Annotated in this window: 24 protein-coding genes; 10 read left to right on the forward strand and 14 right to left on the reverse strand. The window is 73.8% G+C overall.

The window, feature by feature from the left end:
- Positions 1-14 precede the first annotated feature (14 nt).
- From OSR43_RS17120 to OSR43_RS17140, 5 genes are all read right to left on the reverse strand, one after another.
- On the reverse strand, positions 15-434 hold the full coding sequence (locus OSR43_RS17120) for a DUF3017 domain-containing protein (protein ID WP_302267929.1): 420 nt from the start codon (positions 432-434) through the stop codon (positions 15-17).
- 5 nt (positions 435-439) lie between these two features.
- A complete protein-coding gene (locus tag OSR43_RS17125; protein WP_302267930.1) occupies positions 440-1,303 on the reverse strand; it encodes a bifunctional methylenetetrahydrofolate dehydrogenase/methenyltetrahydrofolate cyclohydrolase in 864 nt (287 codons plus the stop codon).
- Between the two features lie 28 nt (positions 1,304-1,331).
- A complete protein-coding gene (gene purH, locus OSR43_RS17130) occupies positions 1,332-2,906 on the reverse strand; it encodes a bifunctional phosphoribosylaminoimidazolecarboxamide formyltransferase/IMP cyclohydrolase (protein WP_302267931.1) in 1,575 nt (524 codons plus the stop codon).
- Positions 2,907-3,021: 115 nt separating this feature from the next.
- On the reverse strand, positions 3,022-3,639 hold the full coding sequence (purN, locus tag OSR43_RS17135; RefSeq protein ID WP_302267932.1) for a phosphoribosylglycinamide formyltransferase: 618 nt from the start codon (positions 3,637-3,639) through the stop codon (positions 3,022-3,024).
- A 36-nt stretch (positions 3,640-3,675) separates the two neighbouring features.
- Positions 3,676-4,926, reverse strand: a complete 1,251-nt coding sequence (locus OSR43_RS17140; RefSeq protein WP_302267934.1) for a DUF6350 family protein — start codon at positions 4,924-4,926, stop codon at positions 3,676-3,678.
- A 117-nt stretch (positions 4,927-5,043) separates the two neighbouring features.
- On the opposite strand from OSR43_RS17140, the gene OSR43_RS17145 reads away from it, so the two are divergent.
- The 3 genes from OSR43_RS17145 to OSR43_RS17155 all read left to right on the forward strand — a co-directional run bounded on the left by OSR43_RS17145 (position 5,044) and on the right by OSR43_RS17155 (position 8,868).
- Complete coding sequence (locus OSR43_RS17145) at positions 5,044-6,876, forward strand: hypothetical protein (protein WP_302267935.1); 1,833 nt, start codon at positions 5,044-5,046, stop codon at positions 6,874-6,876.
- Positions 6,877-7,031: 155 nt separating this feature from the next.
- Positions 7,032-7,538, forward strand: coding sequence for an RNA polymerase sigma factor (locus tag OSR43_RS17150; protein WP_302267936.1), 507 nt, complete (start codon positions 7,032-7,034; stop codon positions 7,536-7,538).
- Positions 7,531-8,868: a hypothetical protein gene (locus tag OSR43_RS17155; RefSeq protein WP_302267937.1), complete on the forward strand. Its 1,338-nt coding sequence runs from the start codon at positions 7,531-7,533 to the stop codon at positions 8,866-8,868. The genes OSR43_RS17150 and OSR43_RS17155 overlap by 8 nt, the downstream gene beginning before the upstream one ends.
- Before the next feature lie 86 nt (positions 8,869-8,954).
- Here OSR43_RS17155 and sucD read toward each other — a convergent pair whose 3' ends face one another.
- The 3 genes from sucD to OSR43_RS17170 all read right to left on the reverse strand — a co-directional run bounded on the left by sucD (position 8,955) and on the right by OSR43_RS17170 (position 11,643).
- Positions 8,955-9,836 carry a succinate--CoA ligase subunit alpha gene (sucD, locus tag OSR43_RS17160; protein WP_302267945.1) on the reverse strand — a complete coding sequence of 294 codons (882 nt, stop codon included), beginning with the start codon at positions 9,834-9,836 and terminating at the stop codon, positions 8,955-8,957.
- A 19-nt stretch (positions 9,837-9,855) separates the two neighbouring features.
- Positions 9,856-11,022 (reverse strand): ADP-forming succinate--CoA ligase subunit beta, encoded by a 1,167-nt coding sequence (sucC, locus tag OSR43_RS17165; protein ID WP_302267947.1) that lies wholly within the window; start codon positions 11,020-11,022, stop codon positions 9,856-9,858.
- A gap of 195 nt (positions 11,023-11,217) precedes the next feature.
- Positions 11,218-11,643 (reverse strand): hypothetical protein, encoded by a 426-nt coding sequence (locus OSR43_RS17170; RefSeq protein WP_302267948.1) that lies wholly within the window; start codon positions 11,641-11,643, stop codon positions 11,218-11,220.
- 365 nt (positions 11,644-12,008) lie between these two features.
- On the opposite strand from OSR43_RS17170, the gene OSR43_RS17175 reads away from it, so the two are divergent.
- The gene (locus OSR43_RS17175; protein ID WP_302267949.1) at positions 12,009-12,881 is read left to right on the forward strand and encodes a M23 family metallopeptidase; all 873 of its coding nucleotides are present in this window, start codon (positions 12,009-12,011) and stop codon (positions 12,879-12,881) included.
- A 91-nt stretch (positions 12,882-12,972) separates the two neighbouring features.
- Here OSR43_RS17175 and pcrA read toward each other — a convergent pair whose 3' ends face one another.
- On the reverse strand, positions 12,973-15,447 hold the full coding sequence (gene pcrA, locus OSR43_RS17180; RefSeq protein ID WP_302267951.1) for a DNA helicase PcrA: 2,475 nt from the start codon (positions 15,445-15,447) through the stop codon (positions 12,973-12,975).
- Positions 15,448-15,703: 256 nt separating this feature from the next.
- On the opposite strand from pcrA, the gene OSR43_RS17185 reads away from it, so the two are divergent.
- A complete protein-coding gene (locus OSR43_RS17185) occupies positions 15,704-16,720 on the forward strand; it encodes a type IV toxin-antitoxin system AbiEi family antitoxin domain-containing protein (protein WP_302267952.1) in 1,017 nt (338 codons plus the stop codon).
- 167 nt (positions 16,721-16,887) lie between these two features.
- On the opposite strand, the gene OSR43_RS17190 is transcribed toward OSR43_RS17185, so the two are convergent.
- The 4 genes from OSR43_RS17190 to OSR43_RS17205 form a co-directional block, all read right to left on the reverse strand.
- Entirely contained in the window at positions 16,888-17,247 is a 360-nt protein-coding gene (locus tag OSR43_RS17190; RefSeq protein WP_302267953.1) for a hypothetical protein, read from the reverse strand.
- A gap of 19 nt (positions 17,248-17,266) precedes the next feature.
- Positions 17,267-18,688 carry an APC family permease gene (locus OSR43_RS17195; protein ID WP_302267954.1) on the reverse strand — a complete coding sequence of 474 codons (1,422 nt, stop codon included), beginning with the start codon at positions 18,686-18,688 and terminating at the stop codon, positions 17,267-17,269.
- 65 nt (positions 18,689-18,753) lie between these two features.
- Positions 18,754-19,452: a response regulator transcription factor gene (locus tag OSR43_RS17200; RefSeq protein ID WP_302267955.1), complete on the reverse strand. Its 699-nt coding sequence runs from the start codon at positions 19,450-19,452 to the stop codon at positions 18,754-18,756.
- Positions 19,449-20,738 (reverse strand): ATP-binding protein, encoded by a 1,290-nt coding sequence (locus tag OSR43_RS17205; protein WP_302267956.1) that lies wholly within the window; start codon positions 20,736-20,738, stop codon positions 19,449-19,451. Before OSR43_RS17205 ends, OSR43_RS17200 begins: the two co-directional genes overlap by 4 nt.
- A gap of 156 nt (positions 20,739-20,894) precedes the next feature.
- On the opposite strand from OSR43_RS17205, the gene OSR43_RS17210 reads away from it, so the two are divergent.
- Complete coding sequence (locus tag OSR43_RS17210; RefSeq protein WP_302267958.1) at positions 20,895-22,190, forward strand: PspC domain-containing protein; 1,296 nt, start codon at positions 20,895-20,897, stop codon at positions 22,188-22,190.
- Positions 22,187-22,474, forward strand: coding sequence for a hypothetical protein (locus OSR43_RS17215; RefSeq protein ID WP_302267960.1), 288 nt, complete (start codon positions 22,187-22,189; stop codon positions 22,472-22,474). The genes OSR43_RS17210 and OSR43_RS17215 overlap by 4 nt, the downstream gene beginning before the upstream one ends.
- Here OSR43_RS17215 and OSR43_RS17220 read toward each other — a convergent pair.
- The gene (locus OSR43_RS17220) at positions 22,471-23,373 is read right to left on the reverse strand and encodes a glycerophosphodiester phosphodiesterase family protein (RefSeq protein ID WP_302267961.1); all 903 of its coding nucleotides are present in this window, start codon (positions 23,371-23,373) and stop codon (positions 22,471-22,473) included. The two genes, OSR43_RS17215 and OSR43_RS17220, sit on opposite strands and share 4 nt — an antisense overlap.
- Positions 23,374-23,444: 71 nt before the next feature.
- Here OSR43_RS17220 and OSR43_RS17225 point away from each other — a divergent pair, with 71 nt between their 5' ends.
- From OSR43_RS17225 to OSR43_RS17235, 3 genes are all read left to right on the forward strand, one after another.
- Positions 23,445-23,987 carry a YbaK/EbsC family protein gene (locus OSR43_RS17225; RefSeq protein WP_302267963.1) on the forward strand — a complete coding sequence of 181 codons (543 nt, stop codon included), beginning with the start codon at positions 23,445-23,447 and terminating at the stop codon, positions 23,985-23,987.
- A 69-nt stretch (positions 23,988-24,056) separates the two neighbouring features.
- Positions 24,057-24,518: a DUF6328 family protein gene (locus OSR43_RS17230; RefSeq protein WP_302267965.1), complete on the forward strand. Its 462-nt coding sequence runs from the start codon at positions 24,057-24,059 to the stop codon at positions 24,516-24,518.
- Positions 24,511-25,461 carry a hypothetical protein gene (locus tag OSR43_RS17235; protein ID WP_302267967.1) on the forward strand — a complete coding sequence of 317 codons (951 nt, stop codon included), beginning with the start codon at positions 24,511-24,513 and terminating at the stop codon, positions 25,459-25,461. Before OSR43_RS17230 ends, OSR43_RS17235 begins: the two co-directional genes overlap by 8 nt.
- Positions 25,462-25,514: the final 53 nt, after the last annotated feature.

Raw genomic sequence — 25,514 nt, forward strand, 5'->3', positions numbered from 1 at the left:
GTCGGGCCGCTGCCTCAGACCGGCTGGTCGGGGATCGTGGCCGAGAGGAAGACGAGCGCCGAGCCGACGAGCAGCAGGATCAGCACGTCGACGACGCGGTGCCGCACGGCGAGCATGCCGGCGTCGCGCCGCCGCAGCACCAGCCGCAGCAGGGCGGCGCTGAAGATCGCGCCGGCGACGACGCGGATCCCGACGCGCCACTCCCCCGCACTGACGATGCCGATGCCGACCGTCGTCGCCGCGAGGACGAGCAGGTAGAACGCCCCACCGATGGTGGAGGGGTAGCGCCGCTCCTCGACCTGCTCGATCTCCTCGGCCAGCCCCGCCGCGACCTCGTCCTCCGAGGGCACCGGGTCCGGTACGCCGTCGGGCGCGGGGTCGCGGTCGAGGGGGGCGTCGGGGTCCTCGGGCAGCGGCGGGGCGGGGTCGGTCACGACGCTCAGGCCGGGACCTTCCCGGCGGCGAGCGACCGCTCGGCCATCGTGACGACGTTCATCAGCAGCATCGCGCGGGTCATCGGCCCGACACCGCCCGGGTTCGGGGAGACCCACCCGGCCGTCTCCCAGACGTCGTCCGCGACGTCGCCGGCGATCTTGCCGTCGACGCGCGAGACGCCCACGTCGAGCACGGCCGCGCCGGGCTTGACCATGTCGCCGGTGATGATCCCCGGGACACCGGCCGCGGCCACGACCACGTCGGCGCCGCGGGTGTGCGCGGCGAGGTCGCGGGTGCCGGTGTGGCACAGCGTGGCGGTGGCGTTCTCCGACCGGCGGGTCAGCAGCAGCCCCATCGGGCGGCCGACCGTGAGGCCGCGGCCGACCACGACGACCTCCGCGCCGCGCAGCTCGATGCCGTGGCGGCGCAGCAGCTCGATGCAGCCGAGCGGCGTGCACGGCAGCGAGCCGTCCTCGCCCAGCACGAGCCGGCCGAGGTTGACCGGGTGCAGCCCGTCGACGTCCTTGTCGGGGTCCACGCGGGAGAGCAGCGCGAACTCGTCGAGGCCGGTCGGCTGCTGCACCAGGAAGCCGGTGCACGACGGGTCGGCGTTCAGCTCGTCGATCGCCGCCTCGACCTCGGCCTGGGTCGAGGACGCCGGCAGGTCGACGCGGATCGACTCGATGCCGATCTCCGCGCAGTCCTTGTGCTTGGCGCCGACGTACCAGTGCGAACCGGGGTCGTCGCCGACCAGCACCGTGCCGAGCCCGGGCACGACGCCCTGGGCGCGCAGCGCCGCCACGCGCTCGGTCAGCTCGGCCTTGATCGCCTTGAGGGTGGCGCTGCCGTCCAGCTTCTGTGCAGTCATCTCGGGGATCCTCTCAGGACCGGGGTCGTCAGTGCGCGAAGTGCCGCGTGCCGGTGAAGTACATCGTCACGCCGGCCGCCTTGGCGGCCTCGATGGTCAGCTCGTCGCGCACCGACCCGCCCGGCTGGACGATGGCGGCCACGCCCGCGTCGATGAGGATCTGCGGGCCGTCCTCGAAGGGGAAGAACGCGTCGGAGGCGGCCACCGACCCGACGGCCCGCTCGCCCGCGCGGGAGACCGCGAGGCGGCAGGAGTCGACCCGGTTGACCTGGCCCATGCCGACGCCGACCGAGGCGCCGTCCTTGGCCAGCAGGATCGCGTTGGACTTCGCCGAGCGGCACGCCTTCCACGCGAAGGCGAGGTCGGCGAGCACCTGCGGCGAGGCCGCCTCGCCCGTGGCGAGCGTCCAGGTGGAGGGGTCGTCGCCCTCGGCGTCGACGTGGTCGACCTGCTGCATCAGCAGGCCACCGCTGATCGGCCGGGTCTCCACCGCGGCGCCGCCGTCGACGGGGCAGACCAGGATGCGGATGTTCTTCTTGCCCTGCAGCACCTCGACCGCGCCGTCCTCGTAGGCCGGGGCCACGATCACCTCGGTGAAGACCTCGGCGACCTGCTGGGCCATCTCGACCGAGACCGGCCGGTTCACCGCGATCACGCCGCCGAAGGCGGAGGTCGGGTCGCAGGCGTGCGCCCGGCGGTGCGCCTCGGCGACGTCGGCGCCGACCGCGATGCCACAGGGGTTGGCGTGCTTGATGATCGCGACCGCCGGCTCGTCGAAGTCGCTGGCCGCGCGGCGGGCGGCGTCGGTGTCGACGTAGTTGTTGTACGACATCTCCTTGCCGTGCAGCTGCTCGGCGGCGGCGAGCCCACCGGTGGCGTGGCCGCCGGCGTACAGCGCGGCCGGCTGGTGGGGATTCTCGCCGTACCGCAGCACGGCCTTCTTCTCCCACGTCGCGCCGGCCCAGGCGGGGAAGCCGGTGCCGGCGGAGGAGTCGGTGAGCACGCTGCCCATCCAGGAGGCGACCGCGACGTCGTACGACGCGGTGTGGGCGAACGCCTCGGCCGCGAGGGCCCGGCGCTGCTCGATGCTGAAGCCCCCGGCGGCGGTCGCGGCCAGCACGTCGGCGTACCGCTCGGGGCGGGTGACGATGGCGACCGAAGGGTGGTTCTTGGCCGCGGCGCGGACCATCGAGGGCCCGCCGATGTCGATCTGCTCGACGCACTCGTCGGGGCTGGCCCCGGAGGCGACGGTGGCCGCGAACGGGTAGAGGTTGCACACCACGAGGTCGAACGGATCGACCTCGAGGTCGGCCAGCTGCTGCACGTGGGTCTCGAGGCGGCGGTCGGCGAGGATGCCGGCGTGGACGCGCGGGTGCAGCGTCTTGACCCGGCCGTCGAGGCACTCGGGGAAGCCGGTCAGGTCCTCGACCCGGGTGACCGGCAGGCCGAGGCCCTCGATCAGCGCCGCGGAGCCGCCGGTGGAGACGAGCGCGACGCCCGCCTCGTGGAGGCCGCGGACGAGGTCCTCGAGGCCGGTCTTGTCGTAGACGGAGACCAGCGCGCGCTGGATCGGGACACGGAGGTGGGGGGTCTGCTCGGACACGAGGTCGCTCCTGCTCGGCTCGGCGTGAGGGAGCACCCAGGCGGTCGATGCTCCCGACGTCACTCCCTGGTGGTTGCCCACCTGCGCCAGTCGTGTGCGCCCAGCATAGAGCGGCTCAGCCGCCCAGGCGCACCCGGCGACCGTCGACGACGAAGCCCTCGCGGGCCATCCGTCCGACGGTGTCGACGAGCATCCGGCGCTCGGCAGCCTTGATCCGCTCGTGCAGGGAGTCGACGGTGTCGTCGTCCTCGACGGGCACCGCGACCTGGGCGACGATCGCGCCGGTGTCCACGCCCGCGTCGACCACGAACAGGGTCGCGCCGGTCACCTTCACGCCGTACGCCAGCGCGTCGGCCGGTCCCTGCATCCCCGGGAACGACGGGGACAGCGCCGGGTGGGTGTTGACCGTCCGGCCGCCGAAGCGGCCCAGGAAGTCCTCGCCGACGAGCTTCATGAACCCGGCCAGCACCACGAGGTCCGGCTCGAACGCCGCGACACGGTCGGCCAGCGCCCGGTCCCAGTGGTCGCGGCTGGTGAACTGCCCGACCTTCGTCACGAAGGTCGGGACGCCGTGCCGCTCGGCCCGGGCCAGGCCCTCGATGCCGTCGCGGTCGGCGCCGACCGCGACCACCCGGGCGCCGTACGCCGGGTCGGAGCTGGCGTCGAGCAGCGCCTGGAGGTTGGTGCCGGAGCCGGACACGAGGACGACGAGGCGGGCGGGGCTGCTGGGCACGGCCCGGAGCCTAGACGGTCCGCCGACCGGGCCGGGTCAGTCGGCGGTGGCCGCGGACCGGCGCTGCCACCAGGTGGTGGCGAGGGCGCCGACCAGCCCGCCGACGCCGAACGCGGTGATCGCGTGCAGCGCGACGTCGAGCTCGAAGGGGCCGACCTCGCGCATCCGGCCCGGCCCGACCGCGCCACCGGCCAGGCCGGCGAGGAAGCCGAAGGCGATGCCGGCGAGCACGCCCGCGGCGAGGCCGCGGGCGAGCGCCTCGCCCCAGCCGTCGGCGGGGACCAGCCGGTGGTGCCGCGCGACGGCGACGGCGGCGACGAGGGCCGGGAGGACCGCGAGGTACGGCGTCCAGGCCGGCGCCGGTCCGTTGTCGGGCAGCGCGGCCAGCAGCGGGAACATCGGCAGCGGGCCGAGCACCACCGTCGAGGGCGAGACGACCGTGCCGATCCCGACGCTGAAGCCGGGGCCCAGCAGGTAGGAGCCGGAGAAGGCCAGGGCGTTGGGCACGACCAGCAGGGAGACGAGCACGAGCAGCGTCGCCGCGCCGGCGTCGGTGTGCAGCTGCGACATCACGTTCGCGGCGGTACCGAGGTCGAGCACCAGGGCGGCCAGGAAGGCGACGCCGGCGACGAGGAGCCAGGCGACGAGGACCTGCCGGCAGGCCGGCAGCGCCAGCCGGAGGACCGGCGGCACGGTCGCGGCCCAGATCGCGGCCCGGCCGGAGCCGACCGCGACGGCCGGCGCACCCAGGGCCAGGCACAGCAGCAGCGACCACGCCACGACCCGGCCCGTGCCGACGCCGGAGCCGGCGTCGGCGGCCAGCACGCAGGTGAGCACCGCGACCACGACGTACCCGGCCGCGAGCAGCCCGGCCGCCATGGGGACCGTCCAGTCCCGCTCGCCGTCGGCGATCCGGTCGGCGTCCGGCCCGTGGCCGGAGACGGAGTCCCCGACCCGCAGCCCGACACGCCACACGGTCCAGGCGCAGGCCAGCGTGATCGCCAGGGGCACCGCGGTGACCGGCACGCCGTCGACGCGGACGCCGGAGCCGTGGCCGAGCAGCCACCCCAGCGCGCCGACCCGCAGCCCGTCCCCGGAGGTGCCGTGCGCACCGGCGTCGGTGAGGAACCAGCCGACCACGCCCAGCGCCAGGCACACGACCAGCGGGCCGAGGGCCGCCGCCGCGCCGCCGAGCGTCGCGACAAGGACGAGCGGTCGCCGGTGTGCCAGGTCGTGGAGGGCCGAGGGTCCGCTGCGGGCCGTCGACGGGGGCAGCAAGGAGGTCATGACCCCCCGATCATCACCCGGGCGGCAGGCACCAGCGAGCAGGCACGCCGCGCGGGTACGGTGGACGGCGCCATGCCGCCCTCCTCCCCCGCCGAACCGCGACGCGACGACGCGTCCGTGGCGTTCGACGTCTTCTACAAGCAGACCCGCGAGCGCCTGCTGCTGCAGACGTGGGCGCTGACCGGCGACCTGGCCGCGGCGCGCAGTGCCGTGCGGCACGCGTACGTCGTGGCATGGCACCACTGGCCGAAGGTCTCCCGCCGTGACGACCCCGAGTCGTGGCTGCGACCCCACGCCTGGGCCTACGCCCAGCGCCGCCACACCGCGCGGCTCGGCCACCGCGACAAGGACCTCGATCCCGACCTCAAGGGGACCCTGGACGCGCTCGGCACCCTCCCGCTCGCGCGGCGCCGGGTCCTGCTGCTCTCCCTGCTCACGCCCGCGCCCCTCGACGAGCTGGCCCGCGAGGTGGGGCTGCCCCGCGACGACGCCGAGCGCGAGCTGCGGACCGCCACCGCCGAGTTCGCGGCGGCACGCGGGGTGACCGACGACCCCGACGGCCTCGCCGCGCTCCTCGGGCCCCTGGCCGCCGAGGTGGCCGAGGTCCGGTGGCCGCGCCCCTCGATCATCCGGCGCTCCGGCTCCGGCCGGCGCCGCACGCACACCGCTGCCGGCGTGCTCGCCACCGTCGCGGTGCTCGTCGTCAGCGGGGTCGCCGTGGCCGACGGCGGGGTGCGCGCCACGCTGGACCGGGAGGGCACCACGCGGCAGTCCACCGCGTCCGGCGGCGGCGACGGCGAGGCAGCCCAGCCGCCGCTCGTCGCCGACGCCCTGCTCGGCGCCGACGACGTCCAGCAGCGCGCGAAGGGCACCGGCTGGTCCGAGGGCCGCACCGACGGCAACACCGAGGGCGACGGCACCGCGCTGCCCTGCCAGGAGGACCGGTACGCCGATCCGCGCGGCACCGCCGCCCTGGTGCGCACCTTCGAGGCGGAGCGGGACGGCGACGGCCCGCGGCGGACCGCCTGGCAGATGGCCGAGGTCTCCCGCAGCGAGCGCGCCGCCGGCCGCACGTACCGCCGGGCGGTGTCCTGGTACGCCGGGTGCACCGAGCCGCGCGCGCAGCTGCTCTCGACCCGCTCCCTGGGTGCCGTCGGCGACCAGGCGATGCTGCTGACCCTGCGCTCCTGGGAGCGGCCGGTCCGGACCACGGTCGTCGGCGTCGCCCGCACCGGGCTGGTCACGACGACCACCGTGCTGCGGGTCGGGAACGACGCGGCACCCGACGTCCGCGCCGGTGTCGCCCTGCTCGCCGAGGCCGTCCGCGGACTGTGCGGGCTGCCCGACGGCGGCTCGTGCGTGGGCAAGCCGGAGCCACAGCTGGTCCGGCCGGTCGCCGTCGGCGAGGTGCCGAGCCTGCTCTCCGAGATCGACCTGCCCCCGGTGCAGGGGGTCGCGAAGCCCTGGACGGGCAGCCCGACCGTGCGGGCCGACCAGAACGCCGCCGCGACCCCGTGCGACCGCACGTCCTTCACCGGCAAGGGGATCACCGACAACGTGACCCGCACCTTCGTGGTGCTCGACGCCGGGCTCCCGACGGAGTTCGGCCTGACCCAGACCGTCGGCAACCTTCCGAGCCGGAAGGCCGCGACCGCCTTCGTCGAGGGCGTGCGCCGCCGGATCGACCGCTGCGCCGAGGACGACCTGACCACCGAGGTGCGCCGGATCTCCCACACCGACACCCGCCGCGAGGACCTCTCGGTGTGGGCGGTCACCACTGAGCTGTCCGACGAGACGACCGTCCGCTACCTGATGGCGGTGCTGCGCACCGACCGGACCGTCGGCCAGGTGGGGTTCGTCCCGGCCGGTGGCCGGACCATGGGCGACGGTGCCTTCGCCGGTCTGGCGCGGCGGGCGCTCGAGCGGCTGCACGAGCACCCGACGTCCTGACCCGCCCCTCCTCGCCCGCCCCTCCTGGGCCCCGTCAGCGAGGGTCCGCGACTTTCCGGTGGTTCGCGTGCAACCGTGACCTGCGCTGAGGCGTATGCCCCCTGACCGGCCACGAAGGCCGGCCAGAAGCAGGACAGCAGACGGGACACGAGTCGATGGACGAACGCGAGTTCGACGACTTCTACACCGCGTCGTTCCAGAGGATCACCGGCCAGGTGTACGCCATGATCGGGAATCGGGACGAGGCGCAGGAGTGCGTCCAGGAGGCCTTCGTGCGGGCATGGGCGCACCGCCGCAAGCTCGAGCGGGCCGAGCACCCGGAGGCGTGGGTGCGCACGACGGCCTACCGCCTGGCCGTCAGCCGCTGGCGACGTACGTCGCGTGGCCGGCGGCCCGCCGACCGCGCGCTCGCCGCGCCCACCGAGACCGCCGCACCGAGCGAGGCGCACGTGGCCCTGGTGGCCGCGCTCAAGCAGCTGCCCGAGGCGCAGCGCCAGGCGCTCGTGCTGCACCACATCGCCGACCTCCCGGTCCAGGCCGTGGCCCGCGAGACCGGCGTCCCGGAGGGCACGGTCAAGGCCCGGCTCAGCCGGGGGCGCGCCGCCCTGGCGGCCCTGCTCTCCGACGACACCGGCTACCAGGAGGGAGCGAGCCGTGCGTGACCCGATCGAGGACCTCGAGCACTTCCGAACCGATGGGACCACCGTGAACCCCCTGCCCGCCTCCGAGGTACGGCGCCGCGGCGACCGGATGCGGCGCCGCACGACCGCGCTCGCCACCGCCGGTGGTGTCGCCGCGGCCCTCGTCGCGGTGGCCGTCCCCTTCGGCATCTCCCGCTCCGGCGCGGACGCCGGCCGCGACATCAGCCCGGCACCGCCGACCGTCGAGTGGCTCGAGCAGGCGCCCGAGGAGTTCCCGCTCGACGACGGCTACGCGTTCGGCTCCGCCGTCGACGAGGTCGCGACCAGCATCCCCGCGGCCTGCGGGACGCCGTTCTGGACGACCGAGGGGACCACCGACGTCCAGGGCGCGGCGGTCTACGGCGGCGAGGCCTTCGACGCCCGGACGCTGATGGTCTACCCCGACGACACCGCGGCCGCCGAGGCGCTGGCCGGCATCCGCGACGCCGTCGCCGACTGCCCCGAGCAGACCGACGCCGACGACACCCCCGACAACACCCTGGTCTACGACGTGCTCGACCAGGGCCTGCCCACCGAGGACTCCTTCGTCTTCGTCGAGCGGGTCCGCGACGAGGCCGACGGCCTGCTCTACAGCGCGACGACCACGATGGTCGGCCGCAGCGGGAACGCACTGCTGCTCGACCAGTCCTACGGCAGCGCCGGCGGCGAGCAGGCGGTCGACTTCAACCTGCGCAAGCAGCTGGAGCGCGCCGCCGTCCCGCTCTCGGACATGTGCGTCTTCAGCGCGACCCCGTGCTCGCGGACGACGGTCGTCCCGGGCGGGTTCCCGCTCCTCGACGGCGTCCCGACGGGTGCGGCGACCACCGACCCCACCCGCGACCTGCCGCCGATCGTGCTCGAGGAGTGCGGCGCGACCGTGGACGTGCCCGAGCACACCGACCTCGTCCGTGCCGGCTGGTCCGTGCCCGGCGAGGACCGGCAGCGCCAGCTCGTCACCTTCGCCGACACCGAGCAGGCGCGGTCCTACGTCGAGGCGGTCATCGGGCTCTACGAGGAATGCATCGAGTCCGAGGAGCCCGACGGGAGGACCCAGTCGGTCCAGGCCATCCTCGACCTCGGCGGCTACCAGCAGGCGGGCGGCGCCCACCTCAGCTGGGAGCGCGACGGCGAGCCCGTCGGCGGCACCGAGACGGTCGCCGTCGTCCGGGTCGGCGCCGCCGTCGTCCTCGGCACGATCACCAGCGACGAGGGCGTCGGGCCGAACGGCGAGCGCATCCAGCAGCAGACGCGCGAGGCGTTCGAGTCGCTCGACGGGGTCGTCGCCGCCATGGGCGACCTCCGGGCACCCTGACCGGGTCCGCACGCGACGTACGACGCACGAACGGCCCCCGGCGAGATCGCCGGGGGCCGTTCGGTTGCTGCTGGTGGAGCGGTCGCTCAGAGCGACTGGAGGATCTCCCGCATGAGCGCCGCGGTCTCGGACGGCGTCTTGCCGACCTTGACGCCGACGGCCTCGAGGGCCTCCTTCTTGGCCTGCGCGGTGCCGGAGGAGCCCGACACGATCGCGCCGGCGTGGCCCATCGTCTTGCCCTCGGGGGCGGTGAAGCCCGCGACGTAGCCGACGACCGGCTTGGTGACGTGGTCCTTGATGTACGCCGCGGCCCGCTCCTCGGCGTCGCCGCCGATCTCGCCGATCATCACGATGGCCTTGGTCTCCGGGTCGTTCTCGAAGGCCTCGAGCGCGTCGATGTGCGTGGTGCCGATGATCGGGTCACCACCGATGCCGATGGCGGTGGAGAAGCCGAAGTCCCGCAGCTCGTACATCATCTGGTAGGTCAGCGTGCCCGACTTCGACACGAGGCCGACCGGACCCTTGCCCGCGATGGTGTGCGGGGTGATGCCGGCCAGCGACTCCTCCGGGGAGATGATCCCGGGGCAGTTGGGGCCGATCATCCGGGTCTTCTTGCCGTCGAGGTAGGCGAAGACCTCGGCGCTGTCCTGGACCGGGACACCCTCGGTGATGACCACCAGCAGCGGGATCTCCGCGTCGATGGCCTCGATGCAGGCGTCCTTGGTGAAGGCCGGGGGAACGAAGGCGACCGAGACGTCGGCGCCGGTGGCCTCCATGGCCTCCTTGACGGTCCCGAAGACCGGCAGCTCCTTGCCGTTGAGCTCGACGGTGGTGCCGGCCTTGCGGGCGTTGACACCGCCCACGATGTTCGAGTCGGCCTGGAGCATCAGGTTGGTGTGCTTGGAGCCCATCCCGCCCGTGATGCCCTGGACGATGATCTTGGAGTCCTTGTTGAGGTAGATCGTCATGCTGTCAGGTCTCCTTGTCTCAGGCGTTCGCCAGCTCGGCGGCCTTGTCGGCCGCACCGTCCATCGTGTCCACCTGCGTCACCAACGGGTGGTTGAGCTCGTCGAGGATCCGGCGGCCCTCCTCCACGTTGTTGCCGTCCAGGCGCACGACGAGCGGCTTGGTGGCGTTGTCGCCGAGGATCTCCAGCGCGCCCTTGATGCCGTTGGCGACCTCGTCGCAGGCGGTGATGCCGCCGAAGACGTTGACGAACACGCTCTTGACCTGGGGGTCGTTGAGGATGACGTCGAGGCCGTTGGCCATCACGGTGGCGTTGGCGCCGCCGCCGATGTCGAGGAAGTTCGCCGGCTTCACGCCGCCGTGCGCCTCACCGGCGTACGCGACGACGTCGAGGGTCGACATGACCAGGCCCGCGCCGTTGCCGATGATGCCCACAGCACCGTCGAGCTTGACGTAGTTGAGGCCGAGGTCCTTGGCCTTCGCCTCGAGCGGGTCGGCCTCCTCGCGGATCTCGAACTCGGCGTGGTCGGCGTGACGGAACTCCGAGGCGTTGTCGTCCAGCGACACCTTGCCGTCGAGGGCCTCGAGCTTGTCGCCCTCGAGGCGGGCCAGCGGGTTGACCTCCACCAGGGTGGCGTCCTCCTCGACGTACACCTTCCACAGCGCCTGGACCATCTCGATGGCCTGGTCGCGCAGCTCGGCGGGGAACTTCGCCTCGTCGACGATCGCAGCGGCCTTCTCGGGCGTGACGCCCTCGAGCGCGTTGATCGGGATCTGGCGGACCGCCTCGGGGTTGGTCTTGGCGACCTCCTCGATCTCCACGCCGCCCTCGACCGATGCGATGCACAGGTGCGAGCGGTTGGAGCGGTCGAGCAGGAAGGAGAAGTAGTACTCCTCCACCGGCGGGGTGGCGGGCGTGACCAGGACACGGTTGACCGTGAGGCCCTTGATCTCCATGCCGAGGATGTTCGAGGCGTGCTCGAAGGCCTCGTCGGCCGTCTTGGCGAGCTTCACGCCGCCGGCCTTGCCTCGACCACCGGCCTTGACCTGCGCCTTGATGACGGTGACGCCACCGATCTCCTCGGCTGCGGCCTTGGCGGCCTCCGCGGTTTCGACGACCGTCCCGAGGGTCGTCGCCACACCGTGCTTGGCGAAGAGCTGCTTCGCCTGGTACTCCATCAGGTCCACGAAATTCCACCAGTCCTATTCAGGGTGCGGGCCGCGTCCGGCGCGGGGCGCGCGGCGGCCCGGGGGTGTCCTCGCGGCACCCTAGACCTGTCTCGCCGTCGCCGACGAGAGCAGGAGGTGCCGACGTGACGCAACGCATACACGTCCCGTCCGACCCCCGGTGCCCCTGGGACACCGGGCCCACCCGTGCCCGGATCAGTGGTACGGCGTGTCGTCCGCCACCCCGGCGAGCCCCTCGAGCCGGGCGAGGACGTCACCCGGGGCGTCCGCCGGGGTCGTGAGCACCACGGCGACGACGTCGTCGTCGATGCCCTCGGCCGCCTCGCCGCCCGTCCCGCCGGCGAGGCCGGTCGCCAGCGCGGACGCGTCGTACGCCGGCGGTGCGAGCAGCACGACGACCTGCACGTCCTCCTGCACCGCGGCCGCCACCACGACCGCCTCGTCGAGGCCCTGACCTGCGTGGACGACCTCGTGGCCGGCGTCGCGCAAGGCTCTCGCCAGCCGGACGATCGCCCCCTCGGCCTCCGCCGGCGACTCCTCCGACGTCCGGCCGGGCGCCCCGGCCGGCTCGTCCTGGCCCGCGGCCGAGGCGGCCACGGCAGCGAGGAGGAGCCTGGTCACGGGCGCACCCTAGGGCCTCGAGACCCGTCCCGGGGGGCGATCCACAGCACCGGAACGGGTCGTCCACAACTTGTCCAGCCCGATTTCGGAGCGTGTGACGGTTCCGTTACAGTCGCCTCTCGCCCACTTCCACGAGTCGTGGAACGGGCCTGGAAGCGCACGCCCTGCAGCCGACAGCAACGGAGTCACCATCCATGGGTAACCACCGAGCGGACCGTCGCGGCCCTCGCCGCCGTCCCTCGGAGACCCCGCAGGGGATCATCGCCGGCCGCCGTGCGGTCGGACGAGACACCTCTACCCCGGTCCTCACCGAGGCAAACCCCGCGCCCGCTGCTGCGCCCCCGGCTCCCGTCGCGACGCCCGTCGTGGCCGGTGACGCCACCACCGTGTTCCGCGACCACGACGTCACGGTGGAGATGCCGCTCGTCGCCGCGGCCGAGACCCGCAGCACGGCCGGCAAGCGCAAGGCCGTCAAGCCCGTCAAGCAGACCTCCTCGCGGGCGCCGCTGCGCCGCGTGGTGCCCTCCGCGCCGGTCCTCATCGGCGCGGCCGCCCTGGTCGTCTCCGTCGGCGGCGCGGTCACCGGCGGTTCGTCCGCCGACCTCGTCGCGGACCAGCCCAAGGTGCACCAGCCCAGCGCCCTCGGCGGCGCCAGCGGCGTCTCCGCCGTCAACACCCTCGACCGCTCCTCGGCCGTGAGCCGCGACTCGCGGCGCGACGCGCTCGCCGACACCGCGGACGCCGAGCTGGTCGAGGCGGCCGCGAAGCAGATGCGCCAGCGCAACACCGCCCTCGCGCAGTTCGCCAAGGACGCCGAGGCGCACGCGCAGGAGATCGCCAAGAACCAGTGGGTCCTGCCGATCCAGGGCTACCGGCTGACCGCCCGCTTCGGCGACTACGGCCTGTGGGCGAACTACCACACCGGCCTGGACTTCGCCGCCCCCACCGGCACCCCGCTCGTCGCGATGGCCAACGCGGTCGTCTCGAGCGTCGGGTACGACGGCGCGTACGGCAACAAGACCGTGCTGACCCTCGAGGACGGCACCGAGCTCTGGTACTGCCACCAGACCTCCACCACCGTCTCCCCCGGCGACGTCGTCCGGGCCGGCGAGGTCATCGGCAGCGTCGGCTCCACCGGCAACGTGACCGGTCCGCACCTGCACCTCGAGGTCCGCCCCGGCGCCGGCGACCCGGTCGACCCCTACGCCGCGCTGCAGGTGCACGGGCTCAACCCCTAGCGAGGACGCGTCAGCGGACTCGCTGTCGGTGGTCGAGCAAACCGCGCGACCGAGGGACGAGTCCCGGTGACCTGCCCGCCCGCCGGTGGGCCTAGAGCTTCTCCACCGGCGCGTAGCGCAGCAGCAGGCGCTTGACGCCCTCGCTGCCGAAGTCGATCGAGGCGACGGCCTTCTCCGCGACGCCCTCGAGGGAGACGACGGTCCCCATGCCGAAGGAGTCGTGCAGCACCCGGTCGCCGGGCTCGAGCGCGGGCACCTCGCGGGCCGGCTTGGACTTCGCCGCCGCGTCGGCGCGGAGCGCGGCCGAGGAGAAGTTGCGGCGGCCGGCGGCCGTGGGGCTGCCGAGCCGCGTGCTGCCGCCGCCGGAGAGGTCGGGGCGGTTCCACGAGGTCTGCGAGGCCTCGGTCCGCTTCCAGTCGACCAGGTCGACGGGGAGCTCGTCGAGGAAGCGCGACCCGGGGTTGTGCGAGGGCGCGCCCCACGCGGAGCGGACCACGGCGCGGGAGATGTAGAGCCGTTCGCGGGCGCGGGTGAGGCCGACGTACGCCAGGCGGCGCTCCTCCTCCAGCTCGGGCTGGTCGCCGAGCGCGCGGGCGTGCGGGAAGACGCCGTCCTCGAGGCCGGTGAGGAAGACGACGGGGAACTCGAGCCCCTTGGCGGTGTGCAGCGTCATCAGGGTGACCACGCCGTCGTCGTCCTGCGGGATCTGGTCGGTGTCGGCGACCAGCGCGACCCGCTCGAGGAAGTCGCGCAGCCCGGGCGCCACGGTGCCCGCGTCCACGTCGGCGGGGTCCGCCGAGGGACCGGCCACGGGGTCGTCGGAGAACTCCCTGGCCACGGCGACGAGCTCGGCGAGGTTCTCCAGGCGGGTGGCGTCCTGCGGGTCGTCGGACTCCTCGAGCTCGACGATGTAGCCCGAGCGGGCGAGCACCGACTCGAGCACGACGTCGGCCCGCTCCCCCGCGTCGACCATCGACTGCAGCTCCTCGACCATCGCCACGAAGCCGCGGATGTTGGTCGCCGAGCGGGTGGCGAGGCCCGGGGCGTCGTCGGCGCGGCGCAGCGCCTCCCAGAAGGTGATCCGGTCCCGGTCGGCCAGCGAGGTGACGCACTCGACCGCCCGGTCCCCGATGCCGCGCTTGGGGGTGTTCAGGATGCGGCGCAGCGAGACCTGGTCGTCGGGGTTGGCGAGCATCCGCAGGTAGGCGAGCGCGTCGCGCACCTCGCGCCGCTCGTAGAAGCGGACGCCGCCGACCACCTTGTAGGGCTGGCCGGTGCGGATGAACACCTCCTCGAAGACGCGGGACTGCGCGTTGGTCCGGTAGAAGACCGCCACGTCGGCGGGCCGGACGCCGTGGGCGTCGACCAGCTCGTCGATCGTCTGGGAGACGAACCGCGCCTCGTCGTGCTCGTCGTCGGCGACGTACCCGACGATGCGGTCGCCGTCGCCCGCGTCGGACCACAGCCGCTTGGGCTTGCGGCTCTTGTTGTTGCCGATCACCGCGTTCGCGGCGTTGAGGATGGTCTGGGTCGAGCGGTAGTTCTGCTCGAGCAGGATCGAGGTGGCGTTGGGGAAGTCCTGCTCGAAGTCGAGGATGTTGCGGATGTTGGCGCCACGGAAGGCGTAGATCGACTGGTCGGCGTCACCGACGACCATCAGCTCGGCCGGCTCGACGCGCTGGCCGTCCCCGGCCGCCTCGTCCGGCGCACCGGTCTCCTCCATCGGGTCGGCGCAGAGCTGGTGGATGAGGGCGTACTGCGCGTGGTTGGTGTCCTGGTACTCGTCGACGAGCACGTGGCGGAACCGGCGGCGGTAGGTCTCCCGGACCTCGGGGTGAGCCTGGAACAGGTTGACCGTCGCCATGATCAGGTCGTCGAAGTCCAGGGCGTTCGCCTCGCGCAGGCGCCGCTGGTAGAGCTCGTACACCGCGGCGTACGTCTCCTCCAGCTTGTTCTTGGCGTCCTTCTTGACCTCGTCGACGTCGCGCAGCTCGTTCTTGTGGTTCGAGACCCAGTGCAGCAGCGCGCCGGGCTGGTAGCGCTTGGGGTCCAGGTCGAGGTCCTTGCACACCAGCTGCATCAGCCGCTTCTGGTCGGCCGCGTCGTAGATCGAGAAGCTCGACTTGTAGCCGAGCTTGTCGGCCTCCTTGCGCAGGATGCGCACGCAGGCGGAGTGGAACGTGCTGACCCACATGATCCGGGCGCGCTTGCCGACGAGCTCCTCGACGCGCTCCTTCATCTCGGCGGCGGCCTTGTTGGTGAAGGTGATCGCCAGGATCGACCCCGGGTGCGCCTGCCGCTCCTGGATCAGCCAGGCGATCCGCCGGGTCAGCACCCGCGTCTTGCCCGACCCCGCGCCCGCCACCACCAGCAGCGGCGCGCCGGCGTGCACGACCGCCGCCCGCTGCGGCTCGTTGAGCCCCTCCAGCAGCTGCTCCCGCGTCGGTCCGCGACGCGGCGCGCGCTCGGTGCGCGACGACGTCCGGCCGTCCGGGGTGCTCGGGCTGGCAGGGCTCTCGGGGCCGGCCAGGAGGTGCTCGAAGCCGGGAAGGGACGGGGTGCTCATGCTCCCCCCAGCCTACGTGTGGGCGCGGACGGTGCGGTCCTCCGCGTGGTGGCAGCGGCTTGTAACGCGCTGTTCGGCCATCTACCGCGCCGACCGATCGGCGCGGTAGATCCTCGAACGGCGCGTTGCATCCGACCTCAGGGCGAGCGGCCGGCCGACCCACCTGCCGTGCACAGCGTTCCGCAGGGGCCGCCTCCTCCACCGCTCGTGCCGGCGGGACCGCCGGTGCGGCGGGTTTCGGCGACCGTCGGTGAGCATGAGTCCCGACCTGGCGCGAGCGTTCCGAGAAGGGCATGGCCTGGTGACCCGGAGTCGCGTCCTCGCGTGCGGGGTCTCCCCGGAGCAGGTGCGACGACTGGTCCTGGCAGGCTCCTGGGTCCAGGTGCGCCGGGGTGTGTACGCCGATCGCGAGACTGTCGATGCGCACGTCTCCAGACAGGCCCGCCAGCTGCTCCGCGACCGCGCGGCGTGCCTGCGCGTGACGGTGCCGCACGTGCGGAGCCACGAGTCGGCTGCGCTCGAGCTGGGGATGGACGTCTTCCTCCCGCAGCAGGGCGTCACCCACGTGACCCGGCCGGGCCTGCAGGGGTCGCGGAACCGCTACGGGATCGTGCACCACCTGGCGCCGTACCTGCCGGAGGAGCAGGTGACGGTCGCCGGGAGTGGGGCACGAGTGCTCGGACCGACTCGAACCGCGCTCGACATCGCCCGCTACACCGGTGGCCGAGCGGGCCTGGTGGCCGTCGACTCCGCCATGCGGCTCGGGGTCACTCGGGCGGACCTGGCGGTCGCGCTCGAGGCCAAGACGAGCTGGCCGGGCGTGCGACGAGCCCGGGAGATCGTCGGTCTCGCCGACCCGGGCAGCGAGAGCGTCGGGGAGACCCTCGCGCGCGACCTCGTCAACAGCCTGGGCTTCGGCCGGGCCGAGACGCAGTTCGGGTTGACCGACGGCCGGCGCACCGTCTGGGTCGACCTGCGCCTGGGGCGACACCTGTTCGAGTTCGACGGCAAGGTGAAGTACATGCGGGACGCAGCCGCGGGTGTCGACCCCTCGGAAGTGGTCTGGGAGGAGAAGAAGCGGCAGGACTTCTGCTGTGGGTTCAAGCTCGGCATGTCGCGGATCACGTGGCCGGACGTGATGCCCTCCGGACTCGTGGCCGCACGCGCCCGGCTGCGCCGCGAGTACGTCGACACCTGCACGCGGTTCGGCGAGTCGATCGCCGACCTCGAGCCGTACCGGCCGCGCACGGCCCGCCGCCGACGGGCGGCCTGACCGAGCGTTCCGCCGCGGTTCGTCCACCGCGCCGTTGCGACATGCAACGCGCCGTTCGACGTCCTGGCGCGCCGTTCGACGACTACCGCGCCGTTGGCATGTCTACCGCGCCGGTCCACCGGCGCGGTAGATGCACGAACAGCGCGTTACAAGCCGGCAGCGTCCGCTCAGGCGTGCGCGGAGGACCAGAAGACGGCGACGGCGATGTTGACGACGGTCAGGGCGAGGAGGAGGGTCCACAGGCCCTGGGAGATGCGCTCCTTGCGGACGTTCGCCATGACGAGGCCCAGGATGACCAGCCCGATGAGGAGCTTGACGGTGATCTTGGCGTAGCTCGGGTCGGCGAGGTCGCCGGCCTCGATGACGCCGACCAGCGCCACGCCGGCCACGAAGGCGGTGCCGGAGCCGTCGCGCATGGCGGCGTTGACCGTCTTCTCGGGCAGGCGCGCCTGGGCGAGCAGGCCACCCAGCAGGGCCGCGAAGCCCAGGATGTGCACGAAGAGCAGGATCAGCCGCACGGTCTCCATGGCCGAAGGATAGGACGGCTCAGACCTTCAGGCTGGGGTCCCCCCGGTCGTAGCCGTCGGGGCGGTCCTGCTGGCCGAAGACCAGCTCGAGGACGAAGAGCACCACGCCGAGCGCGAGGAGCGCACCGCACCAGACGAGCGAGGCGGGGTCGTCGTACACGACGTAGGCGAGCAGGGCGAGGTTCCCGACGATGCCGAGGGCGAGCAGCGGGGTGGAGGCGCGGTAGGTCTGCTCGGTCTCGTCGTGGCCGCGCAGGCGGAGCGCGGAGACGATGACCATCGCGTAGACGAACAGCAGCAGGACGACGGTCACGGCAGCGAGCCGGGTGACCAGGTCGACGCCGATGCCGGTCTCGTTGAGGACCGCGCCGGCGACCAGCAGGCCGGAGACCACGACGGCGGAGAAGACCAGCCCGACCCAGGGGCTCTTCCGACCCGAGTGGAGCCTGGCGAAGACGCTCGGCACGACGTCCTCGTTCGCCATGCCGTAGAGGATCCGGGACTGGGTGACCACCGCGACCAGGGTCGTGTTGGTGATGGCCGTCATCGCGATCAGCGCGAAGACGATCGTGATCACGCCGGCCGGGAGCGGCAGCACGCCGGACTCGACCACGTCGAGCAGCGGGGCGTCGGAGGCGGCGAGCTCGGGGATGGGCAGCGAGAGGGCCGCCGCGACGGAGACCGCGACGTAGATGAGGCCGGCACCGACCATGCCGCCGATGAGCGCCTTGGGGAAGGTACGACGGGGGTCGGTGCACTCCTCGGCGATGTTCGCGGCGTTCTCGAAGCCGGTCATCGCGAAGAAGCCGAGCGCGACGCCGGAGACGATCGCGAGGATCGGGCCGTTGTCGCCCGCGTCGAAGTCGGTCAGCACGCCGAAGTCGGCGTCGCCCTTCACCACCACGACGATGCCGACCATGATCACGATCGCCAGGCCGACGACCTCGACGACCGTCATCACCAGGTTGGCGACGACCGACTCGGTGATGCCGATGAAGTTCACGACCGTCAGGCCGACCACGAAGAGCAGCCCGATCAGCAGCGCGGGCGGGGCGTCCCAGAGCTCGGCGAAGTAGCCGGAGAAGCCGGTGGCCAGCGACCCCGCGGCCGCGAAGCTCGCCGAGAGCATCGCGATCGTCACCAGGAAGGTCAGGGCCGGGATGTGGAAGGCCTTGTTGACGTAGAGGGAGGCGCCGGCGGCCCGCGGGTACTTCGTGACGAGCTCGGCGTACGCCAGGCCCGTCAGGGTGGCGACGGTGATGCCGATCGCGAACGCGATCCAGAACGCACCGCCCACCGCCGCGGCGACCGCACCGACGAGGACGTAGATGCCGGAGCCCAGCACGTCACCGAGCACGTAGAAGAACAGCAGCCGGCCGGTGACGGTCCGCTTGAGGTCGGTGTCCTCGAGATCGTCCGGTGCAGCGGTGTCGGCGGTCATGGTTCCCCCGGTCAGTAGTCGGTGACGGGTCCGTTACCCCTCGCGCCGACCAGGGAAACCGCAGGTCAGAGCAGGCGCCGGTCCGACGCCCAGCGGGTCAGCTCGTGGCGGGAGGACAGCTGCAGCTTGCGCAGCACGCTCGACATGTGGGTCTCCACGGTCTTGATGGAGATGAACAGCTCCTTGGCCACCTCCTTGTAGGCGTAGCCGCGCGCGATCAGCCGCATGACCTCGCGCTCGCGCTCGGTGAGCCGGTCGAGGTCCTCGTCGACGGCGGCCACCTCGATCGAGCCGGAGAACGCGTCGAGCACGAACCCGGCCAGCCGCGGGGAGAAGACCGCGTCGCCCTCGGCCACGCGCCCCACCGCGGAGACCAGCTCGGGGCCGGTGATCGTCTTGGTGACGTACCCCCGCGCTCCCCCGCGGATCGTCCCGATCACGTCCTCGGCGGCGTCGCTCACCGACAGCGCGAGGTACCGCGTCGTCGGGGAGGCACCGGCGGCGGTCGACCTGCGCATCACCTCGACGCCGCCACCGCCGGGCAGGTGCACGTCGAGCAGCACCACGTCGGGCCGGTACGCCGCGACCGCGGCGACCGCCTCGTCGACGCCGGCCGCCTCGGCGAGCACGCGCACCGTGCCGGCACCGGCCGAGGCGAGCTCGGCGATGACCCCGCGCCGGAACATCGCGTGGTCGTCGACCACCACGACCGACACCTCCGCCGGCTCCACGGCCGCTCCCGCCGCCGGCACCTGCTGGTTCATGCGTCCTCCTCCTGCCGGGGCAGGTGCAGCCGCACCTCGGTCCCCTCGTCGGTGCCGGTGCGGACCTCGGCGGTCCCGCCGTGGCGCTCCATCCGGTCGATGATGCTGTGCCGCACGCCGTACCGGTCCGCCGGCACCGCGTCGGGGTCGAAGCCCCGCCCCCGGTCGCGGACGAAGACGTCGACGGCGGCCGCCGACACCTCGGCGTACACGTCGACCTGACCGGTGCCGGCGTGCTTGGCGGCGTTCGTGACCGCCTCGCGGGTCGCCTGGACCACCGGCCGCAGCGGCTCGACGAAGTCGCAGTCACCCACGGTCACGACCTCGACCGAGACGCCGTGGGCGTCCTCCACCTCGGCCGCGACGCCGCGCAGCGCGCTGGCGACGGTCCGCTGGTCGGTGGACTCCCCGGCGTAGAGCCAGGAGCGCAGGTCGCGCTCCTGGGCGCGGGCCAGCCGGGCCACGGCGGCCGCGTCGCCGGCGTTCTTCTGGATCAGCGCCAGCGTCTGCAGCACCGAGTCGTGCAGGTGGGCGGCGACGTCGGCGCGCTCCTGGGTGCGGACCCGCTCGGCGCGCTCCGCGGCCAGGTCGGAGACCAGGCGGAAGACCCAGGGCCCGGCGACCAGCCCGACCCCGATCACGCCGAGCCCGCCGGCCACGACGGCGCCCCGGGCCTCCTGCAGCGAGCCGCTGTCGAAGCCGAAGATGAAGAACGCCGAGACGACGAGCGCGGCCCCCAGGCCGACGCGCAGGTACGACGCCCAGCCGCCGTCGCCGAAGACCATCTGGACCGGGTCCAGCCGTCCGGTGTGGTCGAGCCACCGCTCGCGCTGCACCTCGTCGGCCTGCCGCCACAGCAGCGCGAGGCCGGCCAGCCCCAGCGCGACCGGCCACAGGGTCGCTCCCCGGCCGAGCACCGCCTCGACGACCAGCAGCCCGCCCAGGCCGAGCGCGGCCACGGCCACCGCGGGGCCGACGTCGGTGAGGCGGCGCACCCGCCCGGGGCGCTTGCCCCCACGGCGGGCGCTGGCGAGCCCGGGGGCCTCGTCCTCGACGTACGGCTGCGCGGGGAGGACCAGCCAGAGGCCGCCGTACAGCGCGACGCCGAGCCCGCCGAGCGCCGTCGCGAGCAGGAACGCCGCGCGCACCCACACCGTCGGCACCGCGAGGTGGCGCGCGAGGCCGGCGGCGACGCCGCCGACGACCGGCTCGGTGGTGTCGCGGTAGGCGCGGCGCACCTCCCTCGGCGGTCCGGTGGTGCGCCCGGGAGCGGTCTCGGCAGTCATCTCCGGACCATCGTCCCACCCGGTGACGCCCCCCACCACGGGGTCGGACCCCGGCCCGACCCTGACCCGCGGCCCGGGACCGGGGCACCGCCCCTCGGGCCCGGACCAGGGGTTCCCCCGATGGTCCGGGAGGCCGCCGAGGGCCAGGCTGGTGCCATGACCACGACCCCGCCAGAAGCGCCACCCGAGCCCGGTCCGGAGCACGACTCCGGGCCCCGAGCGACCCGGGAGGAGGTGCGCGACCTCGGCCGCCTGCGCCGCAGCTCGACCGACTCCAAGGTGGCCGGCGTCGCCGGCGGCCTGGCCCGCCACCTCGACGTGGACCCGGTGATCCTGCGGGTCGCCTTCGTGGTGCTGGTGTTCTTCGGCGGCGCCGGTCTCATCCTGTACGGCGCGTGCTGGCTGCTGGTGCCCTCCGACGACGACGTCGAGGCGCCGTTCCACCTCGACGAGCGCACCCGGTCGGTCGCGCTGACGATCGTCGGCGTGGTCGCCCTGCTCTCGATGCTGGGCGACTCGTGGGGGATCTTCAGCTTCCCGTGGCCGCTCGCGCTGGTCGCGCTCGCGGCGTTGCTGCTGCTGAACCGGTCGGACCGCAAGCGGCGCGAGCGCCCCGCCCAGCCGTACGCCCAGCCCTACGCCCAGCCCTACGCCCCGCCCTATGTCCAGCCCTCCGCCCCGCCGTACGGCGAGCAGGCGGGGTGGACGGGCCACGGAGGGCCGGCCGACCCGGCCGACCCGGTCGACCCGCCGACCCGTCCGTACGCCGCGGCGTACGCGCCGTACGACCAGCAGTACACCCAGGCCTACGCCCAGCCGTACCTGCCGCCGCGGAACCCCCGCCGGCGCGGACCGGTGCTCTTCTGGTTCACCCTCGCCCTCGCCGCACTCGGCATCGGCGTCCTCGGCCTGCTCGACATGAGCGGCGTGCCGGTGGCCGACGCGGCGTATCCGGCCCTGGTCACGGCGACCTGCGGCGTGATGCTGCTGGTCGGTGCCTTCTGGGGCCGGGCCGGTGGCCTGGTCGCGGTCGGCCTCCTCGCGGTCCTGGCGACGTCCGCGGCGACGGTGGCCGGCGAGCTCGAGGGCACCCAGGTCGACCTGCGGCCCACGACGGCCGCGGGGCTGGCGTCGTCCTACGAGACCGGCGCCGGGGAGACCGTCATCGACCTGACCGGCATCACCGACCTCGAGGCCCTCGACGGCCGCACGCTGCTGCTCGAGGCGGGCGTGGGCCGGATCGAGGTCCTCGTCCCGCCCGGGCTCGACGTCGACGCCGAGGTGTCGGTCGGCGTCGGCAACGCGCGCGTCTTCGGCTCGGACCGGGGCGGCCTGGGCATCGAGGACGGCTACAGCCACGACGCGGCCGGCACCGGCAACCCCGCCCTCACCATCGACGCCCACCTCGGCGTCGGCCAGGTCGAGATCCACACCGAAGGAGACCTCCGATGAGCACCACCTGGCGCGACGGCCGCCACCCCGTCAGCGTGGGGCACCTCGTCATGGGGATCGCCCTGCTCGGACTGGTCGCGGTGTGGGCGGTCGTGCAGTCCGACGCCGTCTCCGGCGACGACGTCCGCTGGCTGCTCCCGGTGCCGTGGGTGCTGGCCGGGGTGGCCGGGCTGCTCGCCACCACGCTCGCGCCGATGCGGCGGGGCCGCTCGGCCGCGGAGCCCGCGCCCGAGCCGACACCCGAGCCGGCGGCCGAGCAGACCACCGAGCGGCTCGAGGACTAGCCGGTCCGCTCCTGCAGGCTCAGCCACTCCGACCGGGCCTGGACGGTCAGGCCCGGCTGGTCGGAGAAGAGGCCGTCCACGCCCGCGTCGAGCAGCTCCCGGACCTCGGCGTACGGGTCCGGCACCAGCTCGGCGCGCAGCGTCCAGGCGTGGACGGCCAGCCCGGCGGCGTGCGCCTCGGCCACCAGCCCGGGCGTCACGAGGCTCTTGTGCACGCCGAGCACCTGGGCGTACGTCGCCACGCGGGCCACGTCGACCTCGGCGTCGGCGCCGAGCAGCTGCACCAGCGGCGACTCGGTCCGCCCGGCGAGCTCGCGCAGGTTGCCCTCCTCGAAGGACTGCAGGTAGGCGCGGCCGCCCGGCCCGTCGAGCCGGTGGCGGGCCAGCACCTCGAGCATCGTGCCCTCGAGGGGCAGCCCGATCGAGGCGAAGTACGACGGGTGCTTGGTCTCGGGGTAGATCCCGATCCGGCGCCCGGCCCGGCGCGACTCGTGGTGCACCAGCGCGCAGATCTCGTCCAGGGTCGGCACGGCCCACAGCCCGTCGTACCGGGTGTTGTCGGGGCGCAGGTCCGGGCACCGCTCGACGGCGCGCAGGGTGCGCAGCTCGGCGAGGGTGAAGTCCTCGGTGAACCAGCCGGTCACCTCACGGCCGCCGACGACCTTGGTGCAGTGCCGGTCGGCGAACTCGGGGTGGGAGGCGACGTCGGTGGTGCCGGAGATCTCGTTCTCGTGGCGGGCGACCAGGACGCCGTCCTGGGTGGAGACCAGGTCCGGCTCGATGATGTCGGCGCCCATCCGGGCGGCGAGGCGGTAGGAGGCGAGCGTGTGCTCGGGACGGTGTCCCGAGGCTCCCCGGTGGCCGACGACCAGGGGGAGGGCGGTGACGTGTGCGATCACTCCTGCAGCGTCCGCGCCCGGGATGACCGGGGCGCGGGAGCGACGTGAACGTCCGGTGTCAGGATGACGACATGGCCCTGCCGTCCCTCGGGACCCTCGTGTCCCTCCCCGCGACCGGTTCCCCCGAGCTGCTGGCGCCCTCGGTGGCCACCGCCCTGACCGGGTGGCCGCACGCCGACCAGGTGGCGGTCGTCGAGATCGACCCGGCGCTGGCCGACACCGCGGCGATGACCGAGGCCTACGACCTCCCGCTGACCGCCTCCGCGAACTGCGTGCTGGTCGGCGGCCGGCGCGACGGCGAGGACCGGGTCGCCGCCTGCATCGTCCGCGCCGACACCCGCGCCGACGTCAACAACCGGGTCAAGCGCCTGCTCGACGTGCGCAAGGCGTCGTTCCTCACGATGGACCGGGCGGTCGAGGAGTCGGGGATGGAGCACGGCGGCATCACCCCCGTCGGCCTGCCCGCGGGGTGGCGGCTGCTGGTCGACGCCCGGGTCGCCGACATCGACGTCGCGGTCATCGGCTCCGGCGTACGCCGCTCCAAGCTGCTCCTGCCCGGCCGGCTGCTCGCGGCCCTCCCGGGGGCCGAGCTGGTCGAGGACCTCGCCGGCTGAACGGCAAAATCCCGCGCTGACCTGCACGGAAGCGTCGCGCCACCGCACCGCTCGGCGGAGGATGAGGACGTGGACAGCGGCCGGGACGAGACCGAGGAGGAGCGGCTGGACCGCTTGTGGGCGGACCTGCTGCAGGAGCTGCGCGTCATGCAGACCGGCACCCAGCTGCTCGCGGGCTTCCTGCTCACGCTGCCGTTCCAGGAGGTGTTCCGCGACGACCTGCAGCGCTACCAGCACGGCGTCTACCTCGTGCTGGTCGTCGTCGCGCTGGTCACCACCCTGCTGGTCACCACGCCGATCGCCATCCACCGCCGGATCAGCGGCCAGCACGTCAAGGAGCGGCTGGTCGGCAGCGCCCAGCGGACGATGCGCGCCGTGCTGACCTGCATCGGCCTGATGGCCGGCCTGCTGACGTTCTTCGTCTTCGACGTCGTCGTCGGGCCCGTGGCCGGGGCCGTCGCCGGGCTCTCGCTGGCCGCGGTCGCCGTCGTCCTGCTGGTCGTCGTGCCCGGCCGGCTGGCCGATGACTAGGCGGGACCGGGCGACCCCCGCGGTGCGCTGCCTGGTGCTGGGCGCGGTGCTCGGCGTGGTGCTGGCGTCGGCGGCCGGCTGCTCGGGCGGGGAGGCCGCGCGGTCGACGACCGAACCCTCCCCGTCGATCCGCACGCTCACGCCGCTGCCGCCACCGCCCGAGGAGCCGCCGACCGGCCGGCTGCTGGCCGACATGCGCCAGTCCTCGCGGGACGCGGCGCTGGGCCGGATCCAGGTGTGGGTCGACAACGACACCGCCGACGTGGTCACCCCGAGCCGCATCACCTACGTCGACGACCGGCTGCGCGCCCCGATCGCCGCGGACCGGCTGCGGCCCGCCCCGGCGCAGGCCGAGCGCGGCTTCCCGCTGGTGCTGCCCGACCGCCCGGCGTGCGCGGCCCGGGACGACGCCGCCGGGGGCGGCCGGCTCGTCGTGCGCCACGACGGCCGCTCGGAGACCGTCCCGGTCGAGGACCCCACCGACGTGGTGGGCCGGTTCGTCCGCGCCCGCTGCCTGGAGCTGGCCGTCGCGCAGGTCGCCACGCTGCGCTGGGCCGACCGGGTCGTCGCCCCCGGCGACGCACCCGTCGAGGTCGGGGACACCGCTGTGCTGACCCTCCTCGCCGAGCCGACCGGGCGGGCCGGTCCCGAGCTCGTGGTGGAGACGGTCGGCGGCACGCCGGTGCTCTCCCCCGCCGACGGCGCCTCCGCCTGGTCGCCCGGCCTCCGGGTCCGCGGCGACGGTCCGCCGGTGCGGGCGGCGCTGCCCGTACGGCCGACCCGCTGCGACGCCCACGCCTTCCTGGAGTCCGGGGGCGCCACCGCGCTCCGGCTGCGCCTGACCCTCGACGGGGAGCCCGGCGAGCTGGTGCTGCGGATGGGTCCGGCCGGCGCCGCCGCGGCGGTCGCTTTCGCGGCGGACTCCTGCGGGCTCGGCGGCTGACCCGACGCGGGGCGAAAAGGATTCGTCGTGCGGAGCCGACCCTCCTTAACGTT

It is taken from the genome of Nocardioides sp. Arc9.136 (genome assembly GCF_030506255.1).
In the GTDB taxonomy this organism is placed as follows: domain Bacteria; phylum Actinomycetota; class Actinomycetes; order Propionibacteriales; family Nocardioidaceae; genus Nocardioides.